At 63.1% G+C, this 17,624-nt stretch carries 14 protein-coding genes and 1 pseudogene; 9 read left to right on the top strand and 6 right to left on the bottom strand.

Annotated elements, in window-relative coordinates:
• Nucleotides 1-271 (top strand): annotated as a pseudogene (locus NKH41_RS30105) (hypothetical protein); the annotation flags it as partial.
• 701 nt (nt 272-972) lie between these two features.
• On the opposite strand, the gene rhaI reads toward NKH41_RS30105, so the two are convergent.
• Both rhaI and NKH41_RS30095 read right to left on the bottom strand, forming a co-directional pair.
• Nucleotides 973-2,265 (bottom strand): L-rhamnose catabolism isomerase, encoded by a 1,293-nt coding sequence (gene rhaI, locus NKH41_RS30100; RefSeq protein ID WP_352770854.1) that lies wholly within the window; start codon nt 2,263-2,265, stop codon nt 973-975.
• A gap of 125 nt (nt 2,266-2,390) precedes the next feature.
• Nucleotides 2,391-4,493: a bifunctional rhamnulose-1-phosphate aldolase/short-chain dehydrogenase gene (locus NKH41_RS30095; protein ID WP_352613935.1), complete on the bottom strand. Its 2,103-nt coding sequence runs from the start codon at nt 4,491-4,493 to the stop codon at nt 2,391-2,393.
• Between the two features lie 187 nt (nt 4,494-4,680).
• Between NKH41_RS30095 and NKH41_RS30090 the strand changes: the two genes are divergently transcribed.
• The 7 genes from NKH41_RS30090 (at nt 4,681) to NKH41_RS30060 (ending at nt 11,822) form a co-directional block, all read left to right on the top strand.
• Nucleotides 4,681-5,490, top strand: a complete 810-nt coding sequence (locus NKH41_RS30090) for a DeoR/GlpR family DNA-binding transcription regulator (RefSeq protein WP_023677380.1) — start codon at nt 4,681-4,683, stop codon at nt 5,488-5,490.
• Nucleotides 5,491-5,545: 55 nt separating this feature from the next.
• Nucleotides 5,546-6,541: a rhamnose ABC transporter substrate-binding protein gene (gene rhaS, locus NKH41_RS30085; RefSeq protein ID WP_352541324.1), complete on the top strand. Its 996-nt coding sequence runs from the start codon at nt 5,546-5,548 to the stop codon at nt 6,539-6,541.
• A gap of 83 nt (nt 6,542-6,624) precedes the next feature.
• Nucleotides 6,625-8,166 carry a sugar ABC transporter ATP-binding protein gene (locus NKH41_RS30080; protein WP_352685301.1) on the top strand — a complete coding sequence of 514 codons (1,542 nt, stop codon included), beginning with the start codon at nt 6,625-6,627 and terminating at the stop codon, nt 8,164-8,166.
• Nucleotides 8,163-9,140 (top strand): ABC transporter permease, encoded by a 978-nt coding sequence (locus tag NKH41_RS30075; RefSeq protein WP_352613932.1) that lies wholly within the window; start codon nt 8,163-8,165, stop codon nt 9,138-9,140. Before NKH41_RS30080 ends, NKH41_RS30075 begins: the two co-directional genes overlap by 4 nt.
• Nucleotides 9,137-10,138, top strand: coding sequence for an ABC transporter permease (locus NKH41_RS30070; protein WP_352770852.1), 1,002 nt, complete (start codon nt 9,137-9,139; stop codon nt 10,136-10,138). Before NKH41_RS30075 ends, NKH41_RS30070 begins: the two co-directional genes overlap by 4 nt.
• Nucleotides 10,138-10,455: an L-rhamnose mutarotase gene (gene rhaM, locus NKH41_RS30065; protein WP_352613931.1), complete on the top strand. Its 318-nt coding sequence runs from the start codon at nt 10,138-10,140 to the stop codon at nt 10,453-10,455. Before NKH41_RS30070 ends, rhaM begins: the two co-directional genes overlap by 1 nt.
• Entirely contained in the window at nt 10,452-11,822 is a 1,371-nt protein-coding gene (locus tag NKH41_RS30060) for an FGGY-family carbohydrate kinase (RefSeq protein WP_352770850.1), read from the top strand. Before rhaM ends, NKH41_RS30060 begins: the two co-directional genes overlap by 4 nt.
• A 36-nt stretch (nt 11,823-11,858) precedes the next feature.
• Here the strand turns inward: NKH41_RS30060 and NKH41_RS30055 are convergent, their stop codons facing one another.
• On the bottom strand, nt 11,859-13,109 hold the full coding sequence (locus NKH41_RS30055; protein ID WP_352770848.1) for a D-amino acid dehydrogenase: 1,251 nt from the start codon (nt 13,107-13,109) through the stop codon (nt 11,859-11,861).
• Between the two features lie 43 nt (nt 13,110-13,152).
• Nucleotides 13,153-14,148 carry a UDP-glucose 4-epimerase GalE gene (gene galE / locus NKH41_RS30050; protein ID WP_352935290.1) on the bottom strand — a complete coding sequence of 332 codons (996 nt, stop codon included), beginning with the start codon at nt 14,146-14,148 and terminating at the stop codon, nt 13,153-13,155.
• 265 nt (nt 14,149-14,413) lie between these two features.
• Here galE and hemA point away from each other — a divergent pair, with 265 nt between their 5' ends.
• Nucleotides 14,414-15,691: a 5-aminolevulinate synthase gene (hemA, locus tag NKH41_RS30045; protein ID WP_352613927.1), complete on the top strand. Its 1,278-nt coding sequence runs from the start codon at nt 14,414-14,416 to the stop codon at nt 15,689-15,691.
• 151 nt (nt 15,692-15,842) lie between these two features.
• Here hemA and NKH41_RS30040 read toward each other — a convergent pair whose 3' ends face one another.
• Nucleotides 15,843-17,009, bottom strand: coding sequence for a pyridoxal phosphate-dependent aminotransferase (locus tag NKH41_RS30040; protein ID WP_352488243.1), 1,167 nt, complete (start codon nt 17,007-17,009; stop codon nt 15,843-15,845).
• 111 nt (nt 17,010-17,120) lie between these two features.
• A complete protein-coding gene (gene mscL, locus NKH41_RS30035) occupies nt 17,121-17,543 on the bottom strand; it encodes a large conductance mechanosensitive channel protein MscL (RefSeq protein WP_352577002.1) in 423 nt (140 codons plus the stop codon).
• Nucleotides 17,544-17,624 lie beyond the last annotated feature (81 nt).

Raw genomic sequence — 17,624 nt, 5'->3', positions numbered from 1 at the left:
GCGGCAGGCGCTGGTGGTGGGCGCGACGGCCCACATCCAGCAGGTGCGTCGCGGCCGCGCCAAGGCCTCGCCGTGGCTGGCGGCGTTGATTGCGCGCAAGCCGCCGAAGCTGGCGGCTGTGGCGCTCGCCAACAAGACCGCCCGTATGGCCTGGAAGATGATGATCACCGGCGAGCCGTACCGTTGCGGCCTGGCGGGCAGCCTGACGCCTCCTCGCCGCCCTCAAGGCCGCTTCGCGCCGCCTACGGCGGTGGCCTGCGGCCAGCCCTGACCGCGGCTCAGCACGACGCTGACATGCCCGGATAGGCCGCAACGGAGGAACACCGAACACAAGCTCTTGCAACGGAAGGAAGATGGCGTGATCGATCGATCCGTGACGCGCGAAACTCCGAGGGATCCATTGGCCAACGAAACCGCTGGCATGATTGGAACGGGCGTCGCGAACCCCACCTTGGCCAGCGGCCGCAAGGACCGTGCTCAAAGGCCGGACATATGGACGCAAGCGATCGAAAACGACGCAAAACAACCGTTGCAGGCAGGGCGCCGTCCACATATGGATCCTAGGGTCTCCGCTACGTCGCTTCGCTCCTGCTCCGCCCTAGGATGACGAAGGGAGGGAGGGATCGGCTAATCCCGAAAGTTTGCGATTTGCCAGCAGCCGCCAGCCTGCAACGTTTGCCATTGCCATCAGCCGCCAATCCCCAACATCTGCGATTAGCTGTAGGCCCTCACGCCTTCGTCATCCTAGGGCGGAGCAGGAGCGAAGCGACGTCGCGGAGACCCTAGGATCCATGCCGTTACTTCTGAGCGCCGCAGCGTTGGAAACAAGGCCACGCTTCATCGCGGCTCCCAGAATTTTCACGTTACAGCAATTTTGTTCTTGCTTTGTGCCGGCAGCTATGCTACTAATTTGAGTGTGGTGCCTCCAACGACCCGCCCTTCGTGGCGGGTTTTTCATTTTCACCCCCAACATCAAACAATCCCGCCGCCGACGCTCGCCACCGCCGGCCGTTCGGCTGCGACCTTCGCTCGGTAGCCGGCGGCGCGGTAGGCGGCGACCGGATCGATGGCGCCGCCGGTCTTCAGCCGCGCCGTGGCAAGGATCGGCTCGACGTCGGTGCGATAGGCTGTCTTCAGCGTCTGCGTCGCCATCAGCGCGTCATTGGCGTCCTGGAAGCCTTCGAGCGCCTTGCGGTCGACCAGCAGCGCCTGCGCATAGGCGCGCTGCACCTCGACCGCCGACAACATCAGGCTTTCTATCGGATCGGTGACGTTATGGCTCTGGTCGAGCATGTGGGCCGGATCGAAACCTTCGGCACCGGCAAGCTCGGCATCGACCAGTTCATTGAAGACGAGGAACAGCCGGTAGGGATCGATCGAGCCGGCGTCGAGATCGTCGTCGCCATATTTCGAATCGTTGAAATGGAAGCCGCCAAGTTTCTTGAACTGGATCAGTCGCGACACGATCATCTCGATGTTGACGTTGGGGGCGTGATGGCCAAGGTCGACCAGACAGAACGCCTTGTCGCCAAGCTCGTTGGCGATGATGTAGTTGGTGCCCCAATCCTGCACGACGGTCGAATAGAAGGCCGGCTCGTACATCTTGTGCTCGGTGAACAGTTTCCAGCCGTCCGGCAGTCCGGCATAGATCTCCTTCATCGCGTCGAGATAGCGCTCGAATGCCTTGGCGAAATTGACCTGGCCGGGAAAGTTCGAGCCGTCACCGATCCATACCGTCAGCGCTTTGGAGCCCAGCGTCCTGCCGATCTCGATGCATTCGAGATTATGCTCGACCGCCTGCCGGCGTGTCGCTGCATCGGCATGCGACAGCGAGCCGAATTTATAGGAAAGTTTTTGGTCCCTGGCGTCGGAGAAGGTGTTGGAGTTGATGGCGTCGAAGCCGAGGCCGAAGCGGGATGCCGCCTGCTTCAGCCGGTTCGGATCGGCCTTGTCCCAGGGAATATGCAGCGAGACGGTCGGCGTCGCCTGCGTCAATTGCCGGATGACGGCGCAGTCCTCGATCTTGTCGAAAATGTCACGCGGCTCTCCGGCGCCGGGAAAGCGGGCAAAGCGGGTGCCGCCGGTGCCGACGCCCCAGGACGGGATGGCGACGGCGAATTTCTCGACCTTGTCGCGGATGGCGTCGATGGCGATGCCGCGGCGGTCGAGGCGCTCGCCGAGGGACTCGTAGTCGCGCTTGAGATTGGCGTTGCGCGCGGCATTATCTTTCTCGACAACATCGGCGGAGATGATGGTTTCGGACACTAAAGTTTCCTCCCAAATGCGTTCGGTTGGCGCTGCCCCTCATCCGCCTGCCGGCACCTTCTCCCCGTATGGTAACGGGGAGAAGGGTAAAGCTCCGGCGTCGGCGCCAACCCTCAAACGACTGCTTATCGCGTAAAGCTCTGTGCGTTGCCGGCGTCGACGTTGATGATGTTACCGGTCGATTTGGCCGACATATCGGAGGCGAAGAAATAGATCGCCTCGGCGATGTCTTCGGGGAACACCGACCGCTTCAGCATCGAACGCGAGCGGTAGTGCTCCTCGAGATCGTCGGTCGACATCTTGTAGGCGGCGGCGCGCTGTTCCTTCCATTCGCCGCTCCAGATCTTCGAGCCGCGCAGCACGGCGTCGGGGTTGACGACATTGACCCTGATCTGCGCTTCCGCGCCTTCCAGCGCCAGGCAGCGTGCCAGATGGATTTCGGCGGCCTTGGCAGTGCAATAGGCGGCGGCGTTTGGCGATGCGGCAAGCCCATTCTTGGAGGCGACGAAGACGACGTTGCCGCCGATCTTCTGCGCCCGAAACAGCCGGAACGCCTCCCGCGAAACCAGGAAATAGCCGGTCGACAGGATGTCCATGTTCTTGTTCCACAGCGTCAGCGTGGTGTCCTCGATCGGCGCCGAGGAGGCCAGGCCGGCATTGGAGACCAGAATATCGATGCCGCCGAATTCGACCGCCGTTTCGGCAAAGCCGGAGATCACCTGATCCTCGGACGTGACGTTGATGACTACGGGCCGCACGAAATCCTTGCCATAGGCCTTGGCAAGCTCGTCATTGGCGCCGGCAAGGGCTGCTTCGTCGATATCGGCCAGCACGACGCACGCGCCCTCGCGCAGCAGCCGGTTGGCGGTGGCCCGGCCAATGCCGCCGGCGCCGCCGGTGACCAGCGCAATCTGGCCGGCAAGAGCCTTTGGTTTCGGCAGGCGCTGCAGCTTTGCCTCTTCGAGCAGCCAGTATTCGATGTCGAAGGCTTCCTGGTCGGGCAGGCCGACATAGGTCGAGACCGTCGAGGCACCGCGCATGACGTTGATGGCGTTGACGTAGAACTCGCCCGATATGCGCGCCGTCGCCTTGTCGCCGGCGAAGGTGAACATGCCAACGCCGGGCATCAGATAGACGACGGCGTTCGGATCGCGCACCGGTGGCGAATCCGCGTGCTTGCAGCGGTCATAATAGGCCTGATAGCCGACGCGATACTCCGCCACATCATCGGCAAGACGGGCAATGACGGCATCGACGTCGGGATTTTGGGGGTCGAACTCGATGACCAGCGGCCGGATCTTGGTTCGCAGGAAGTGGTCCGGGCAGGACGTGCCGAGTGCCGCCAGCGGCCGCAAATCCCTGGAATTGACGAATTCGAGCACGGCAGGGGAATCGTCGAAATGGCCGAGCTTGTGGCTGTTCTCCGAGATCAGGCCACGGATCCTCGGCATCAGTTTTGCGGCCGCGGCGCGACGCGCAGGCGCATCGAGGGATTTGACGACTTCGCCGCCGAAAATCGGCTTGCCCTGGCTCTTGCGCTCGAACCAGTCGATCGCCTGGTTGATCACCGAGATCGTCGTCTCGTAGCATTCCTTCGGCGTGTCGCCCCAGCTGAACAGGCCATGACTGGCCAGTACGACACCCTTGGCTTCGGGGTTTTCGCGGCAGAATTTCTCCAGCCACAGGCCGAGCTCGAAGCCCGGACGTTTCCATGGCAGCCAGCCGATCGTGTCGCCGAAGATCTCCTTGGTCAGCGCCTGCGAATCCTTGGCGGCGGCAATGGCGATGATGGCATCGGGATGCATATGGTCGACAAAAGGCTTCGGCACGAAGGCATGCAGCGGCGTGTCGATGGAAGCCGCGCGCGGGTTGAGGTTGAAGGTGCAATGGGGCAGATAGCCGACCATCTCGTCTTCATGTTCGAGGCCGCGATAGAGACCTTTCAGCGCGCGCAATTTGTCCATGTAGAGCGTGGCGAAGCCGTCGAGCTTGATCGAGGCGCTGTCGCCGCCCGAGCCCTTGACCCACAGCACTTCTACGCTCTCGCCGGTGAGCGGATCGTTTTGCCAGATCTTGGAGGAGGTGTTGCCGCCGCCATAATTGGTGACGCGCTTGTCGGAGCCAAGAACATTCGAGCGATAGACCAGACGTTCGGGCTCGCTCATTGCTTGCGCTTTTGCGTCATCCCAAAGATTGGCGAGGCGCGTGCCGGAGCGCTTGTCGAGCATAGGTATCCTCCCTTTGGGACACGCAAACGGCGCGGGTCCCTTTTGTACGAATTTCTACGCAAGCAGCGGCCTTGTCAATCACAAACGATCAATATCAGTCATATTGCATTGCACAATGAAATTATCTGATCGGAAATGATTGACACTGCGCGCTTTGGGTGACTAGATGCTCCGGCAGGGAGGAACCATGCACGAGAAAGAGCGCCACAGGATCATTCTGTCCGCCGTCCAGGAAAAGCCTGTGGTGACGGTGCAGGAGATGGTCGACCTGACGGAGTCGTCGGAGGCGACGATCCGGCGCGACATCGCGGCATTGCATGTGCAAAAGCGGCTGCGCCGGGTGCGCGGCGGCGCCGAGGCGCTTTCGCCGCCGCAGTTCATCGGCCTTGCCGGCCGGCCCTTTTCCGTCAACGAGACCATCAACGCTTCGCAGAAGCGGGCAATCGCGCGGGAAGCCGTGGATCTGTGCAAGGACGGCGAGCCGATCATCATCAATGGCGGCACCACCACCTTCCAGATGGTGCATTTCCTGACCGGCCGCCGCATGCCGATCTTCACCAATTCCTTCCCGATCGCGGAGCACTTGCTCAGGCACTCCAAGAACACGGTGATGCTGTCGGGCGGCACCATCTACCGCGAGCAGAACATCATCCTGTCGCCGTTCGACAATGACGTGACGCGCAATTTCTACGCGCGCCGCATGTTCATGGGCGCGCAAGGGCTGGGGCCGCTCGGTCTTATGGAAGGCGACCCGCTGCTGATCCAGGCCGAGCAGAAACTGATCGACCAGGCAGACGAATTGGTGGTGCTGGTCGATTCCTCGAAGTTCCGCAAACGCTCGAGCCTGATCCTGTGCGGCCTGTCGCGCATCGCCACGGTGATCACCGACGACGCCATCGAGGATCGCGAAGCCAAGATGCTGGAGACCGCCGGCGTGACGCTGATCATCGCCCGCACAACGGCAACCAACAAGGAAGAATCTTCGCTGCAGGCCTGAGAACCACTCACGCCCGCAGCGGCGATGGAATGCAACGCTCAAGGGAGGATATTCGATGAGCTTTCTGAAGAAATTGATGGTTACGGCGGCGTTCTCCGCCGCCATGTTCGTGAATGCCGCCTACGCCGAAAACGTCAAGATCGCGCTGGTGGTGAAGTCGCTCGGCAACGGCTTCTTCGACGCCGCCAACAAGGGCGCCGAAGAGGCGGCCAAGGAACTCGGCGATGTCGACATCATCTACACCGGCCCGACCAAGGCGACCGCCGAAGCGCAGATCGAAGTGGTCAATTCGCTGATCGCCCAGAAGGTCGATGCCATCGCCATTTCGGCGAACGACGCCGACGCGCTGGTGCCAGTGCTGAAGAAGGCGATGCAGCGCGGCATTACCGTCATCTCGTGGGATTCAGGCGTCGCGCCGGAAGGACGCCAGCTTCACCTCAACCCCTCCGATACCAACCTGATCGGTGAGACCATCATCAAGCTGGCCGCCGACTACCTGCCGGAAGGCGGCGATGTCGCCATCCTGTCGGCTTCTTCGACCGCGACCAACCAGAATGCCTGGATCGACGCCGCCAAGAAGGTGCTGCCGGAGAAGTTCCCCAAGATCAAGCTCGTCGCCACCGTCTATGGCGACGACGACTCGGCCAAGAGCACGGACGAAGCCAAGGGCCTGCTGAAGTCCTATCCGAACCTCAAGGCGATCATCGCACCGACCACGGTCGGCGTCGTTGCCGCCGCGCAGGTGGTGACCGATGAAGGCCTGATCGGCAAGGTCAACGTCACCGGCCTGGCGCTGCCGTCGGAGTTCAAGAAGTTCATCGACAATGGCGCCAGCCAGGCGGTTGCGCTGTGGAACCCGATCGATCTCGGCTACTCCGCCGTCTACCTCGCCCACGACCTGGCGGTGAAGAAGGAAGAGGCCAAGCCCGGTGCTACGCTGTCGATCGGCCGCGTCGGCAAGGTCACGCTCGACGACACCAACTCGGCTGCGATGGCTCCGCCCTTCCAGTTCGACAAGTCGAACATCGAAAAGTTCTCCAAGATCTATTGATCCTGGGACCTTCGAAACGGTGCGGCGGGGCTCAGGTTCCGCCGCGCTTTCAAACGAACCTTGCTACAGGGCTTGATACGATTATGGACACGACAGCCCAGCACGAAGTGGCACATGAAGCGCCTTTGTCATCCGGACCGCGCCTGACGCTGTCCGGCATCTCGAAAAGCTTTCCCGGCGTGCGGGCGCTGCACAATGTCGGCCTGTCGCTCTATCCCGGCCAGGTAACCGCGCTGATCGGCGAAAACGGCGCCGGCAAGTCGACGCTGGTCAAGATCATGACCGGCATCTACCAGCCGGATGCTGGCACGATCAGCATCGACGGCCAGCCGGTCACACTGCCCAGCGCCCACGCCGCGTTCGGGCATGGCATCACCGCCATCCACCAGGAAACCGTGCTGTTCGACGACCTGACGGTGGCCGAAAACATCTTCCTCGGCCATGCGCCGCGCACGCGTTTCAAAACCATCGACTGGCGCACCATGCGCAAGAATGCCCGCGAGGTGCTCGACACGATGGGCGCCGGCCATATCGACGCCGACGCCAGGCTGAAGGATCTCGGCATTGCCAACAAGCACCTAGTCGCGGTTGCCCGCGCCATGTCCATCGACGCGCGGATCGTCATCATGGACGAGCCGACGGCAGCGCTTTCGATGAAGGAGATCGAAGAGCTTTTCCTGCTGATCGAATTCCTCAAGAGCGACGGCAAGGCGATCCTGTTCATCAGCCACAAATTCGATGAGATCTACCACATCGCCGACCGCTATACCGTGTTCCGCGACGGCGAGATGGTCGGCGAAGGCCTGATCAAGGACGCCGGCCAGAGCCAGATCGTGCGCATGATGGTCGGCCGCTCGGTCGATCACATCTTTCCGCAGCGCAAGGCCGAGATCGGCGCGCCGGTGCTGGCCGTCTCCGGCCTGTCGCACCCGACCGAGTTCGACGACATAGGCTTCGAGCTGCACAGGGGCGAAATCCTCGGCTTCTACGGCCTTGTCGGCGCCGGGCGCAGCGAGGTGATGCAGGCGATATCAGGCATCACCCGCACCAGCGGCGGCACGATCACGCTGGAGGGTAAGGCAATCGCGCCGAAATCGGCGGCGGATTCGATCGACGCCGGCATCGTCTATGTGCCGGAGGAGCGCGGCAAGCAAGGCGTGGTGATCGGCCTGCCGATCTTCCAGAATGTCTCGCTGCCCTCGCTCAAACGGACATCCAAGTCCGGCATATTGCGGCTGGCCGAAGAGTTCGCGCTGGCCCGCTCCTACACCGAGCGGCTCGATCTGCGCGCCTCCTCGCTCAGCCAGGACGTCGGCACGCTGTCGGGCGGCAACCAGCAGAAGATCGTCATCGCCAAATGGCTGGCGACCGCGCCCAAGGTGATCATCCTGGACGAGCCGACCAAGGGCATCGACATCGGCTCGAAGGCGGCCGTGCACGGCTTCATGGCCGAGCTCGTCGCGCAAGGCCTGTCGGTGATCATGGTGTCGTCCGAATTGCCGGAAATCCTCGGCATGTCGGACCGCGTCGTCGTTATGCGCGAGGGCCGCATTGCCGCGGTCTACGACAATAAAGGGCTCGACGCCGAAACCTTGGTCAGGACGGCAGCGGGGATCGCGGCATGAAGGCTCTTCTCAAACACCGCGAGGTCTGGCTGCTGGCGGCAATCGTCGTGCTGATCGGGCTGATCTCCACGCGGTTTCCAGGTTTTGCCGATCCGGCCAACCTGCGCCAGGTGTTCAACGACACGTCGATCCTGATGATCCTGGCGCTCGGCCAGATGGTCGTCATCCTGACCCGCTCGATCGACCTGTCGATGGCTTCAAATCTCTGCTTCACCGGCATGGTGGTGGCAATGCTGAACGCCGCGCATCCGGCGATCCCGATCCCGCTGCTGATCGTCATCGCACTGCTGGTCGGCCTGGTGCTCGGCGCCATCAACGGCCTGCTGGTATGGCGGCTGAACATTCCCTCGATCGTGGTAACGCTCGGCACCCTCACCATCTACCGCGGCGCCACGTTCGTTATTTCAGGCGGCGCCTGGGTCAACGCCGACCAGATGAGCGCTGAGTTCATCGGCCTGCAGCGTGCGGCTTTCCTCGGCATTCCGGTACTGTCGTGGATCGCCCTGCTGGTCATTGCATTGTTTTTCCTCGTGATGACGCGCACCGCGCTCGGCCGCTCGATCTATGCCATCGGCGTCAACCCGACCGCATCGGTCTATGCCGGCATCGATGTCGGCCGGACGAAATTCATCGTCTTCTGCATCTCGGGGATGATCGGCGGCCTCTGCGGCTATCTGTGGATTTCGCGCTACGTCATCGCCTCGGTCGAGGTCGCCAACGGCTATGAGCTCAACATCATCGCCGCCTGCGTCATCGGCGGCATCTCGATCGCCGGCGGCATCGGCTCGGTCGGCGGCGCCGTGCTCGGTGCGCTGTTCCTCGGCATCATCTCCAACGCGCTGCCGGTCATCAATATCTCGCCCTTCTGGCAGATGGCGATTTCAGGCAGCGCCATCATCCTGGCCGTGGTGCTCAACGCGCGCGGCGAACGCCGGCAAGGCCGCATCATCCTCAAGAAAGCGGAAGCGGCATGACCGACACCCCTGCCCCACGCCACATTCCCGATCGGCTCGACAAGCCGCTGACGTCGGCGATCTTCTCATGGGAGGCGCTGCTGGTCGTCGTGGCGGTTGCCATCTTTGCCGTCAACAGCTTTGCCTCGCCCTACTTCCTCGACGCGTGGTCGTTGTCGGACCTGACCTTCAACTTCACGGAAAAGGCGCTGATCGCGCTGGCCATGGCGCTGCTGATCATCTCCGGCGAAATCGACCTGTCGGTGGCCGCCATCATCGCGCTGGCGTCAACAATGATGGGCATGGCGGTGCAGGCCGGCGCCGGCATGCCTGAACTGGTGGCAATCGGCCTCGTCGTCGGGCTCGGCTGCGGCGCCTTCAACGGACTGCTCGTCACCAGGCTCGGCTTGCCGTCGATCGTCGTCACCATCGGCACGATGAGCCTATTTCGCGGCATTGCCTTCATCATCCTCGGCGACCAGGCCTACAAGGGCTATCCCGCGAGCTTCGCCTTCTTCGGCCAGGGCTATGTCTGGTGGGTGGTGTCGTTCGAACTGACGCTTTTCCTGGTCGCGGCAGTCGTCTACTGGTTCCTTCTGCACCGGACGAGCTTCGGCCGCCGGGTCTTTGCCATCGGTAACAACCCGGTCGCGGCGCAGTTTTCCGGCGTACGCGTCGGCCGTATCAAATTCATCCTGTTTTGCCTGACCGGCCTGATGGCGGGCATCGCCTCAGTGCTGATCACATCGCGGCTCGGCTCGACCCGGCCGTCGATCGCGCAGGGCTACGAGCTGGAAGTCATCACCATGGTGGTGCTTGGTGGCGTCAGCATCCTGGGCGGGGCCGGCAGCATAGTGGGCGTGGTGCTCGCGGCCTTCATCATGGGGCTGGTGACCTTCGGCCTCGGCCTGCTCAATGTGCCAGGGATTGTTATGTCGATCTTCATCGGCCTGCTGCTGATCATCGTCATCGCGCTGCCGATCCTGTGGCGGCGAGTACGGCGGGAGCGCCTTGCCTGATGCCGGAGAAATACGCGTTCAAGATGAAGCTCAATCCGGGCATGAAGGCCGAATACAAGAAGCGCCACGACGACATCTGGCCGTCGCTGGTCGAGCTGCTCAAGCAGGCCGGTATCTCCGATTACTCGATCCATCTCGACGAAGGGACCAACACCTTGTTCGGCGTGCTGTGGCGCCGTGACGACCACGGCATGGACGAATTGCCGAAGCATCCGGTGATGCAGCGTTGGTGGGCCGAGATGGCGGACATCATGGAGACCAAGCCGAACAACGAGCCGGTGGCGGTGCCGCTGGAAACAATGTTCCATATGGAATGACCCGCCACGTCGCCGTCATCGATATCGGCAAGACCAACGCCAAGGTGGCGCTGGTCGATCTTGCCGCAGCAAGCGAAGTCACGCTGCGCAGGATGGTGAACGAGCCGGTTCGGCAAGGCCCATACCCGCACCATGACGTCGAGCGGTTATGGGCGTTTATCCTTGGCAGCCTAGCCGAGATCGATCGCGAGCAGCGCATCGATGCGATATCGATCACCACCCATGGCGCAACGTCCGTGCTGGTCGACGCATCAGGCGAGCTGGCGCTGCCGGTGCTCGACTACGAATTCGACGGTCCGGATGCCCTTGCCGGGGACTATGACACGATCCGTCCGGCGTTCTCCGAGACCGGCACGCCGCGCCTGCTGGCCGGCCTCAATCTCGGCGCGCAGCTGTTCTGGCAGCAGAAGCGCTTTCCGGCGGATTTCGCCAGAACCGCCGCGATCCTGATGTATCCGCAATACTGGGCCTTGCGCCTGACCGGCGTCGCCGCCAGCGAGATGACTTCGCTCGGCTGCCACACCGATCTGTGGAACCCGTGGAAAGCGGATTTTTCGTCGCTGGTCGACCGGCTGCAATGGCGCCGGCTAATGGCGCCGGTGCGGCCGGCGAAGGACCGCCTCGGGCCGATCCTGCCCGCGCTTGCGACACGGACCGGGCTCGACCCGCAAACGCCGGTGTTTTGCGGCCTGCACGATTCCAACGCCTCGCTGCTGCCGCATCTCCTGTCCGACCGACCGCCTTTCTCCGTGGTCTCGACCGGCACCTGGGTGGTGTCGATGGCGGTTGGCGGCAACAAGATCGCGCTCGACCCGGCACGCGATACGCTGGTCAATGTCAACGCGCTCGGCGATCCCGTGCCCTCGGCGCGCTTCATGGGTGGCCGCGAGTTTTCCGTGCTGACCGAGGGCCAATCGGAGAACTGGACGGAAGACGATGTTGCCACGGTGCTGGCGCGCAAGACGTCCCTATTGCCCTCGACCCAACAGGGTTCGGGGCCGTTTCCGCATCATACCGCATCATGGCTTAACGCGGACGGTATGAGCGTCGGCCAGCGCTTTGTCGCCATCTCGTTCTACCTGGCGCTGATGACCGCGACCTGCCTCGACCTGATCGGCGCGGACGGTCCCACCATCGTCGAAGGACCCTTCGCCCGCAACCGGCTGTTCACCCGCATGCTGGCTGCGGCGACGGCGCGTGGCGTCATCGCCTCCGAGGCCGCCACCGGCACCAGTATCGGCGCCGCCTTGCTGGCGTCGGACCAGGGGACACCGCAAGGCAGAGGCGAAAGGACCGAACCGTCGGCCGATCCACTCTGGACAAGTTACGTGCGCTCCTGGCGTTCAGCGGTCGACGAACGAGCCTGACCGCCGAGCTCATGGCGCCCTGATGTCTGGAGATGCCTAGCCCGCATAGAGCAAACCTTGCGGATCGATCTCCGGCTTGCGGCCGGCAACTATGTCGGCAAGGAACTTTCCCGAGCCGCAAGCCATGGTCCAGCCGAGATGACCGTGGCCGGTGTCGAGGTAGAGATTGTCGTACCGCGCCCGGCCGATGACCGGCACAGAGTTCGGCATCATCGGGCGAAGTCCAGCCCAGAGCTCGGCCTTGCTCTCGTCGAAAGCGCCGGGGAACAGGTCCTTGGCGGTGTTCAGGATCGAGTTGAAATCGCGTGGCTTGAACGTGCGGTCGAACCCGGTGAACTCCGCCGTCGAGGACATCCGCAGCCGATTTCCCAGCCTGGAATAGCCGATCAGCCGGTCCTCGTCGGCGCCACCCATGATCGGCCCCTTGCTTTCATCTTCCAGCGGAACAGTCACGGTATAGCCCTTCACGGGATAGACGGGCAGATCGATGCCGTAGCGGCGGCCGAGCAGACCGCTCTCCGGCCCCATGGAAATGACCACCGCGTCACCGGCCAACGGGCCGGCCGAGGTCATCACGGCGCGCACCCGGTCGCCGTCGATGTCGAGGCCTTCGACCGTGGTGCCGTAGAGGAATTGGACGCCGAGTTTCTCGGCGGCATAGGCAGCGAGGTTCTGCGTGAATTGGCTGGAGTCGCCGGTCTGGTCGATCGGCGAATAGACGCCGCCGGCTATCTTGTCCTTGGCGCCGGCAAGGCCGGGCTCGAGCTCGACCAGCCGGTCGCGGCCGACGATCTCGATCGGCAGGCCGTGTTCGCCGAGATAGCGGTAATTGTCGGTGCCGGTATCAAAGCTCTGCTGCGAGCGGAAGAAATACAGAATGCCTTTCTTGCGCTCGTCATAGTGGATGCCGGTTTCGGCGGAGACGGCGTTGATGCAGTCGCGCGAATAGAGCGCCAGACGCAGCTTGACGTCGGTGTTGGCGCGCATGCGCCTATGCGTGCACTGGCGCAGGAAGCGCAGGCTCCAGGCGAAAAAATACGGATCGAAGCGCAGCCGCACCTTGATGCCGAGATCGTGGTTGTAGAGGCCGCGCAGGAACGTCTTCAGCGCTGCTGGCGAGGCCCAGGCGGTGGCGTCCCCGGGCGACACCAGGCCGGCATTCGACCGGCTGGTGCCGCGTGCCGCCGCCGGATGGCGCTCGATCACCGTCACCTCATGGCCGTCGCTGGCCAGATAAAAGGCCGCCGCCGTACCGACGACGCCGGCCCCAAGCACCAGGATTTTCATTCCGCCCCCAGCGCGCTGAACCAACCTTTGCGGAGAGCCCACTTCACCCCAGAGCCGAATTCTTGCTGGTCAAGATGCGCTCCCAGGCAAGCGCATCGGCAACGATCTGGTCAAGGTTGTCGCGCTGCGGGGTCCAGCCGAGCTCGCCGCGCGCCAGCTCCGAATTGGCGACGACCGCGGCGGCGTCGCCGGCGCGGCGATCGCCCATCCGTACCTCGAAATCATGGCCGAAGACGCGGCGGACGCTGTCGATGACCTCGAGCACCGAATAGCCGTGGCTGTAACCACAATTGGCGACCAGGCTCGATCCGCCGGCACGCAGCCGCTGAAGCGCCAGCCGATGCGCCGCCGCCAGGTCGCTGACGTGGATATAGTCGCGCATGCAGGTGCCGTCCGGCGTCGGATAGTCGGTGCCGAACACCTGCATGAAGGGGCGCTTGCCGAGCGCCGTCTCGCAAGCGACCTTGATCAGATGCGTGGCACCGGGCGTCGACTGGCCGGTGCGTCCCTTCGGATCGGCGCCGGCGACGTTGAAATAGCGCAGCGCCGTATAGCGCAACCCATGGGCAATTGCCGCGTCGCGCAGCATCCATTCGCTCATCAGCTTGGACAGGCCATAGGGCGATTCCGGCGCAAGCCGGGCATCCTCGCGCACCGGCTCCAGGCCGGCGCCGCCATAGACGGCGGCGGTCGAGGAAAAGATAAAATTGGGCACGCCTTCGCGCACCGCGGTCTCGATCAAGGTGCGCGTCTTGCAGGTATTGTTCTCGTAATAGGCAAGCGGGTCAGCGACCGATTCGGGGACCACGATCGAGCCGGCGAAATGGATGATCGCGTCGATCTTATTGTCGCGAATGATCGAGGCGACCAGTTCCCTGTCGGCGACGTCGCCGACGACGAGCTTTGCTTCCGGGGCAACCGCCCATTCAAAGCCGGTGGAAAGCCGGTCGAGGACGACGACGCTGTCGCCCGTGTCCAGCAATTCCCAGACCATATGGCTACCGATATAGCCGGCACCGCCTGTCACCAAAACCGTCATCCGCATCCTCGCTATTCATGATTTATCGGAACTGTCTCAATCGTCGCCGTACTGGAAAATCTGCCGCCAGGCCATTAAAACCTGCGGTAACCGGTCTCATCGGCGCGTGGCATTGTCCTGAAACAAGATTGATCCACATCAAGGGAATAGGCCACGTTCCGTAGTCGTTAGGAACAGGCTCGGGGCGTGGCATTTTGACCAAAAAGGCCAGGTGGACGACGAATGGGCCAATGACTATGATCCCGCGCAAAACTGGGAAGGCGACATGAATTATCAGCGGTTTTTCGAGGAGGCGATCGACCAGCTCCATGCGGAGCGTCGCTATCGCGTCTTCGCCGACCTTGAGCGTATCGTCGGGAAATTCCCACGCGCCATCTGGCGCGCCAATGGCCGCGCCGAGGAAATCACCGTCTGGTGCTCCAACGACTATCTCGGCATGGGCCAGCATCCCGACGTCATTGCCGCGTTCCAGAAGGCGGCAGGCAAGATGGGGTCGGGGGCCGGCGGCACCCGCAACATCTCCGGCACCAGCAACCCGCTGGTCGAGCTCGAACTGGAGCTTGCCGACCTGCACGACAAGGAAGCGGCACTGGTTTTCACCTCCGGCTTCGTTTCCAACGAGGCGTCGATCTCGACGATTGCAAAGCTGCTTCCCAATTGCCTGATCATCTCGGACGAGCTCAACCACGCTTCAATGATCGAGGGCGTGCGGCGCTCAGGCGCCGAGAAGAAGATCTTCCGCCATAACGACGTCGCGCATCTCGAAAGCCTGCTGCAGACGGCCGGCCGCGAGCGCGCCAAGCTGATTGTCTTCGAGAGCGTCTATTCGATGGACGGCGACATCGCGCCGATCAAGCAGATCGTCGATCTCGCCGAGCGCTACAACGCCATGACCTACATCGACGAGGTCCACGCCGTCGGCATGTACGGGCCGCGCGGCGGCGGCATCACCGAGCGCGAAGGGCTGGCCGACCGCATCGACATCATCGAGGGCACGCTGGCCAAGGCGTTCGGCACGCTTGGTGGCTACATCGCCGGCACCAGCGCCGTGATCGACGCGGTGCGCTCCTATGCGCCGGGCTTCATCTTCACCACGGCGTTGCCGCCGGCGATCGCTGCCGCGGCAACCACCTCGATCCGCCATCTCAAGCGCTCGCAGGCCGAGCGCGATGCGCAGCTGCGTCAGGCGACGCGGACCAAGCAAGTGCTGGCCGCGGCCGGCCTGCCGGTGATGGAGTCGCCTACCCACATCGTGCCCCTTCTGGTCGGCGATCCCGAGCTCTGCAAGATGGCCAGCGACCGCCTGCTCGGTGTGCACGGCATCTACATCCAGCCGATCAACTACCCGACAGTGCCGCGCGGCACCGAGCGGCTGCGCATCACGCCGACACCGTTCCATTCGGACGCGTTGATTGCGTCCCTGCAGGACGCGCTGGTCGAGACATGGGATGCGTTGGGGATTCCCTACGGTTCGGCGGGCCGACCGTCGGTCGCCAAGAGCGATCGCGTCATTCCGTTGCTGGTGCCGAAGTCGGGCGGCTGAAGCCCGTTTGAAACTCTACTCCGGCGGCCATCTGACGCGGCTTTCTGCGCTTCCGGTGCTCACGGACCCAAATGTCCGCTGCGCTCCGGTTCTCGAAACCCACGCCAGCTGACTCGCCGGAGCGAGTTTGAACTCGGGGCTTCGAGGCAGCTCACATATTCTTCATCCATTTCGCCAGCCGGTGCGCGGCTTCCTCGAGCTGGTCGAGACGGCGGTGGAAGCATAGCCTGAGAAAGGATTCGCCGCCGGGGCCGAAGGCGGTGCCGGGAGCCAGGCCGACATTGGCGCGGTCGACCATGTCGAAGGCGGCAGCGCGGGAATCGGTGATGCCGTCGACCGCGAAGAACAGATAGAATGCGCCCTGCGGCACGGTGAACCGCGCCCTGCCGGTTTCGGCGAGAATGCCGCACACCAGGTCGCGCGCCGCCCTCGCCCGCTCCACCTGCTCGACGATGAAGGCGTCGCCCTCATCGAGGGCAACGACGGCGCCGCGCTGCATGAACTGCGCAACGCCGGACGTCGAATACTGGACCAGGTTCTCGAACACCTGCTGCAAGGCGGGATGGATCTTGATCCAGCCGATGCGCCAGCCGGTCATCGCCCAGTTCTTGGAAAAGGAATTGACGAACAGGATGCGATCCTCATCGGCCATGATGTCGATGAAGGACGGCGCGCGACTATCGCCGTAATGAAACAGCGAATAGATCTCGTCGGCGATGATCCACAGGCCCCTTTCGCGGGCAAGGTCGAGGATCGCCTGCAGCGTCTCCTTGTCGGCGGTCCAGCCGGTCGGGTTGGACGGCGTGTTGACGAACAGCGCCTTGGTCCGCGGCGTGATCGCGGCTGCGATCTTGTCGACATCGCAGGACCAGCCATTGCCCGACTGGTCGAGCGTGACCGCGACCGGCACGGCGCCGGCGACGCCGGCGGCGGCGGCGAAGTTCGGCCATGCCGGCGACAGGTAGACGAGTTCGTCGCCCTTGCCGGCCACCGCGTCGATGGCCATCTGGATGGCATGCATGCCGGAGCCGGTGACGATGAATTCCTCGTTGGCGAAAGTCTTGCCGAAATGCCTGGTGTAGTAGCGGGCGAGTGCCTGCCTGAGTTCGGGAATGCCCCGCTGCCAGGTGTAGAAGGTTTCACCGCCGGCGAGTGCCTTGGCGGCGGCATCAGTGATGAAGGCAGGCGTCGGCAGGTCGCCCTCGCCGGCCCAGAGCGGGATCATGCCGTCGCGGCCGCGGCCACGGTTCATGACGGCGACAATGCCGCTTTCAGGCGCCGCCCGCGCTTCGGCGCGCAGAGTATCGATCAGGGTCATGGATGGGTCCGTTTTCGTTTGCTCGACTGCTAGCGTGTTTCAGGGCGGACGAAAACAGAAAACCCCGGCCGCAGGCGACCGGGGTTTTGGTCCAGAAAGTTGCCGCAGGCGCTATTTTCTGGCGAGGAGATCGCGAATTTCGGTGAGCAGCGCGACGTCGGCCGGTGGCGGGGCAACCGGGGCGGCCGGTTTCTCGCGCTCCAGCCGCTGGCGCAGATTGTTCACCGCCTTGACCATCAGGAAGATGATGAAGGCGAGAATGAGAAAATTCAGCGCCACGGTGATGAAACTGCCATACGCAAAGACCGCGCCCTGCTTCTTTGCGTCGGCCAGCGATGTGGCGTTGACGGCTGAAGACAAGGGCAGAAAGTAGTTGTTGAAGTCCAGTCCGCCGAAAATCGCCCCGATAATCGGCATGATGATGTCGTTGACCAGCGAATCGACGATCTTGCTGAAGGCAGCGCCGATGATGACGGCGACGGCCAGGTCCATCACATTGCCCCTGGAAATGAATTCCTGAAATTCTTTCAGCATTCGACCCTCCTTGTCCTGACCGGCCGTGCTGCCGTCCACGCCTCGGCATCGACCGGCGGGCAGAATAGCAAAAACCTGCGG

Source organism: Mesorhizobium sp. M1169 (genome assembly GCF_040318345.1).
GTDB lineage: Bacteria > Pseudomonadota > Alphaproteobacteria > Rhizobiales > Rhizobiaceae > Mesorhizobium.
This window is presented reverse-complemented; position numbering and strand designations above follow the sequence as displayed.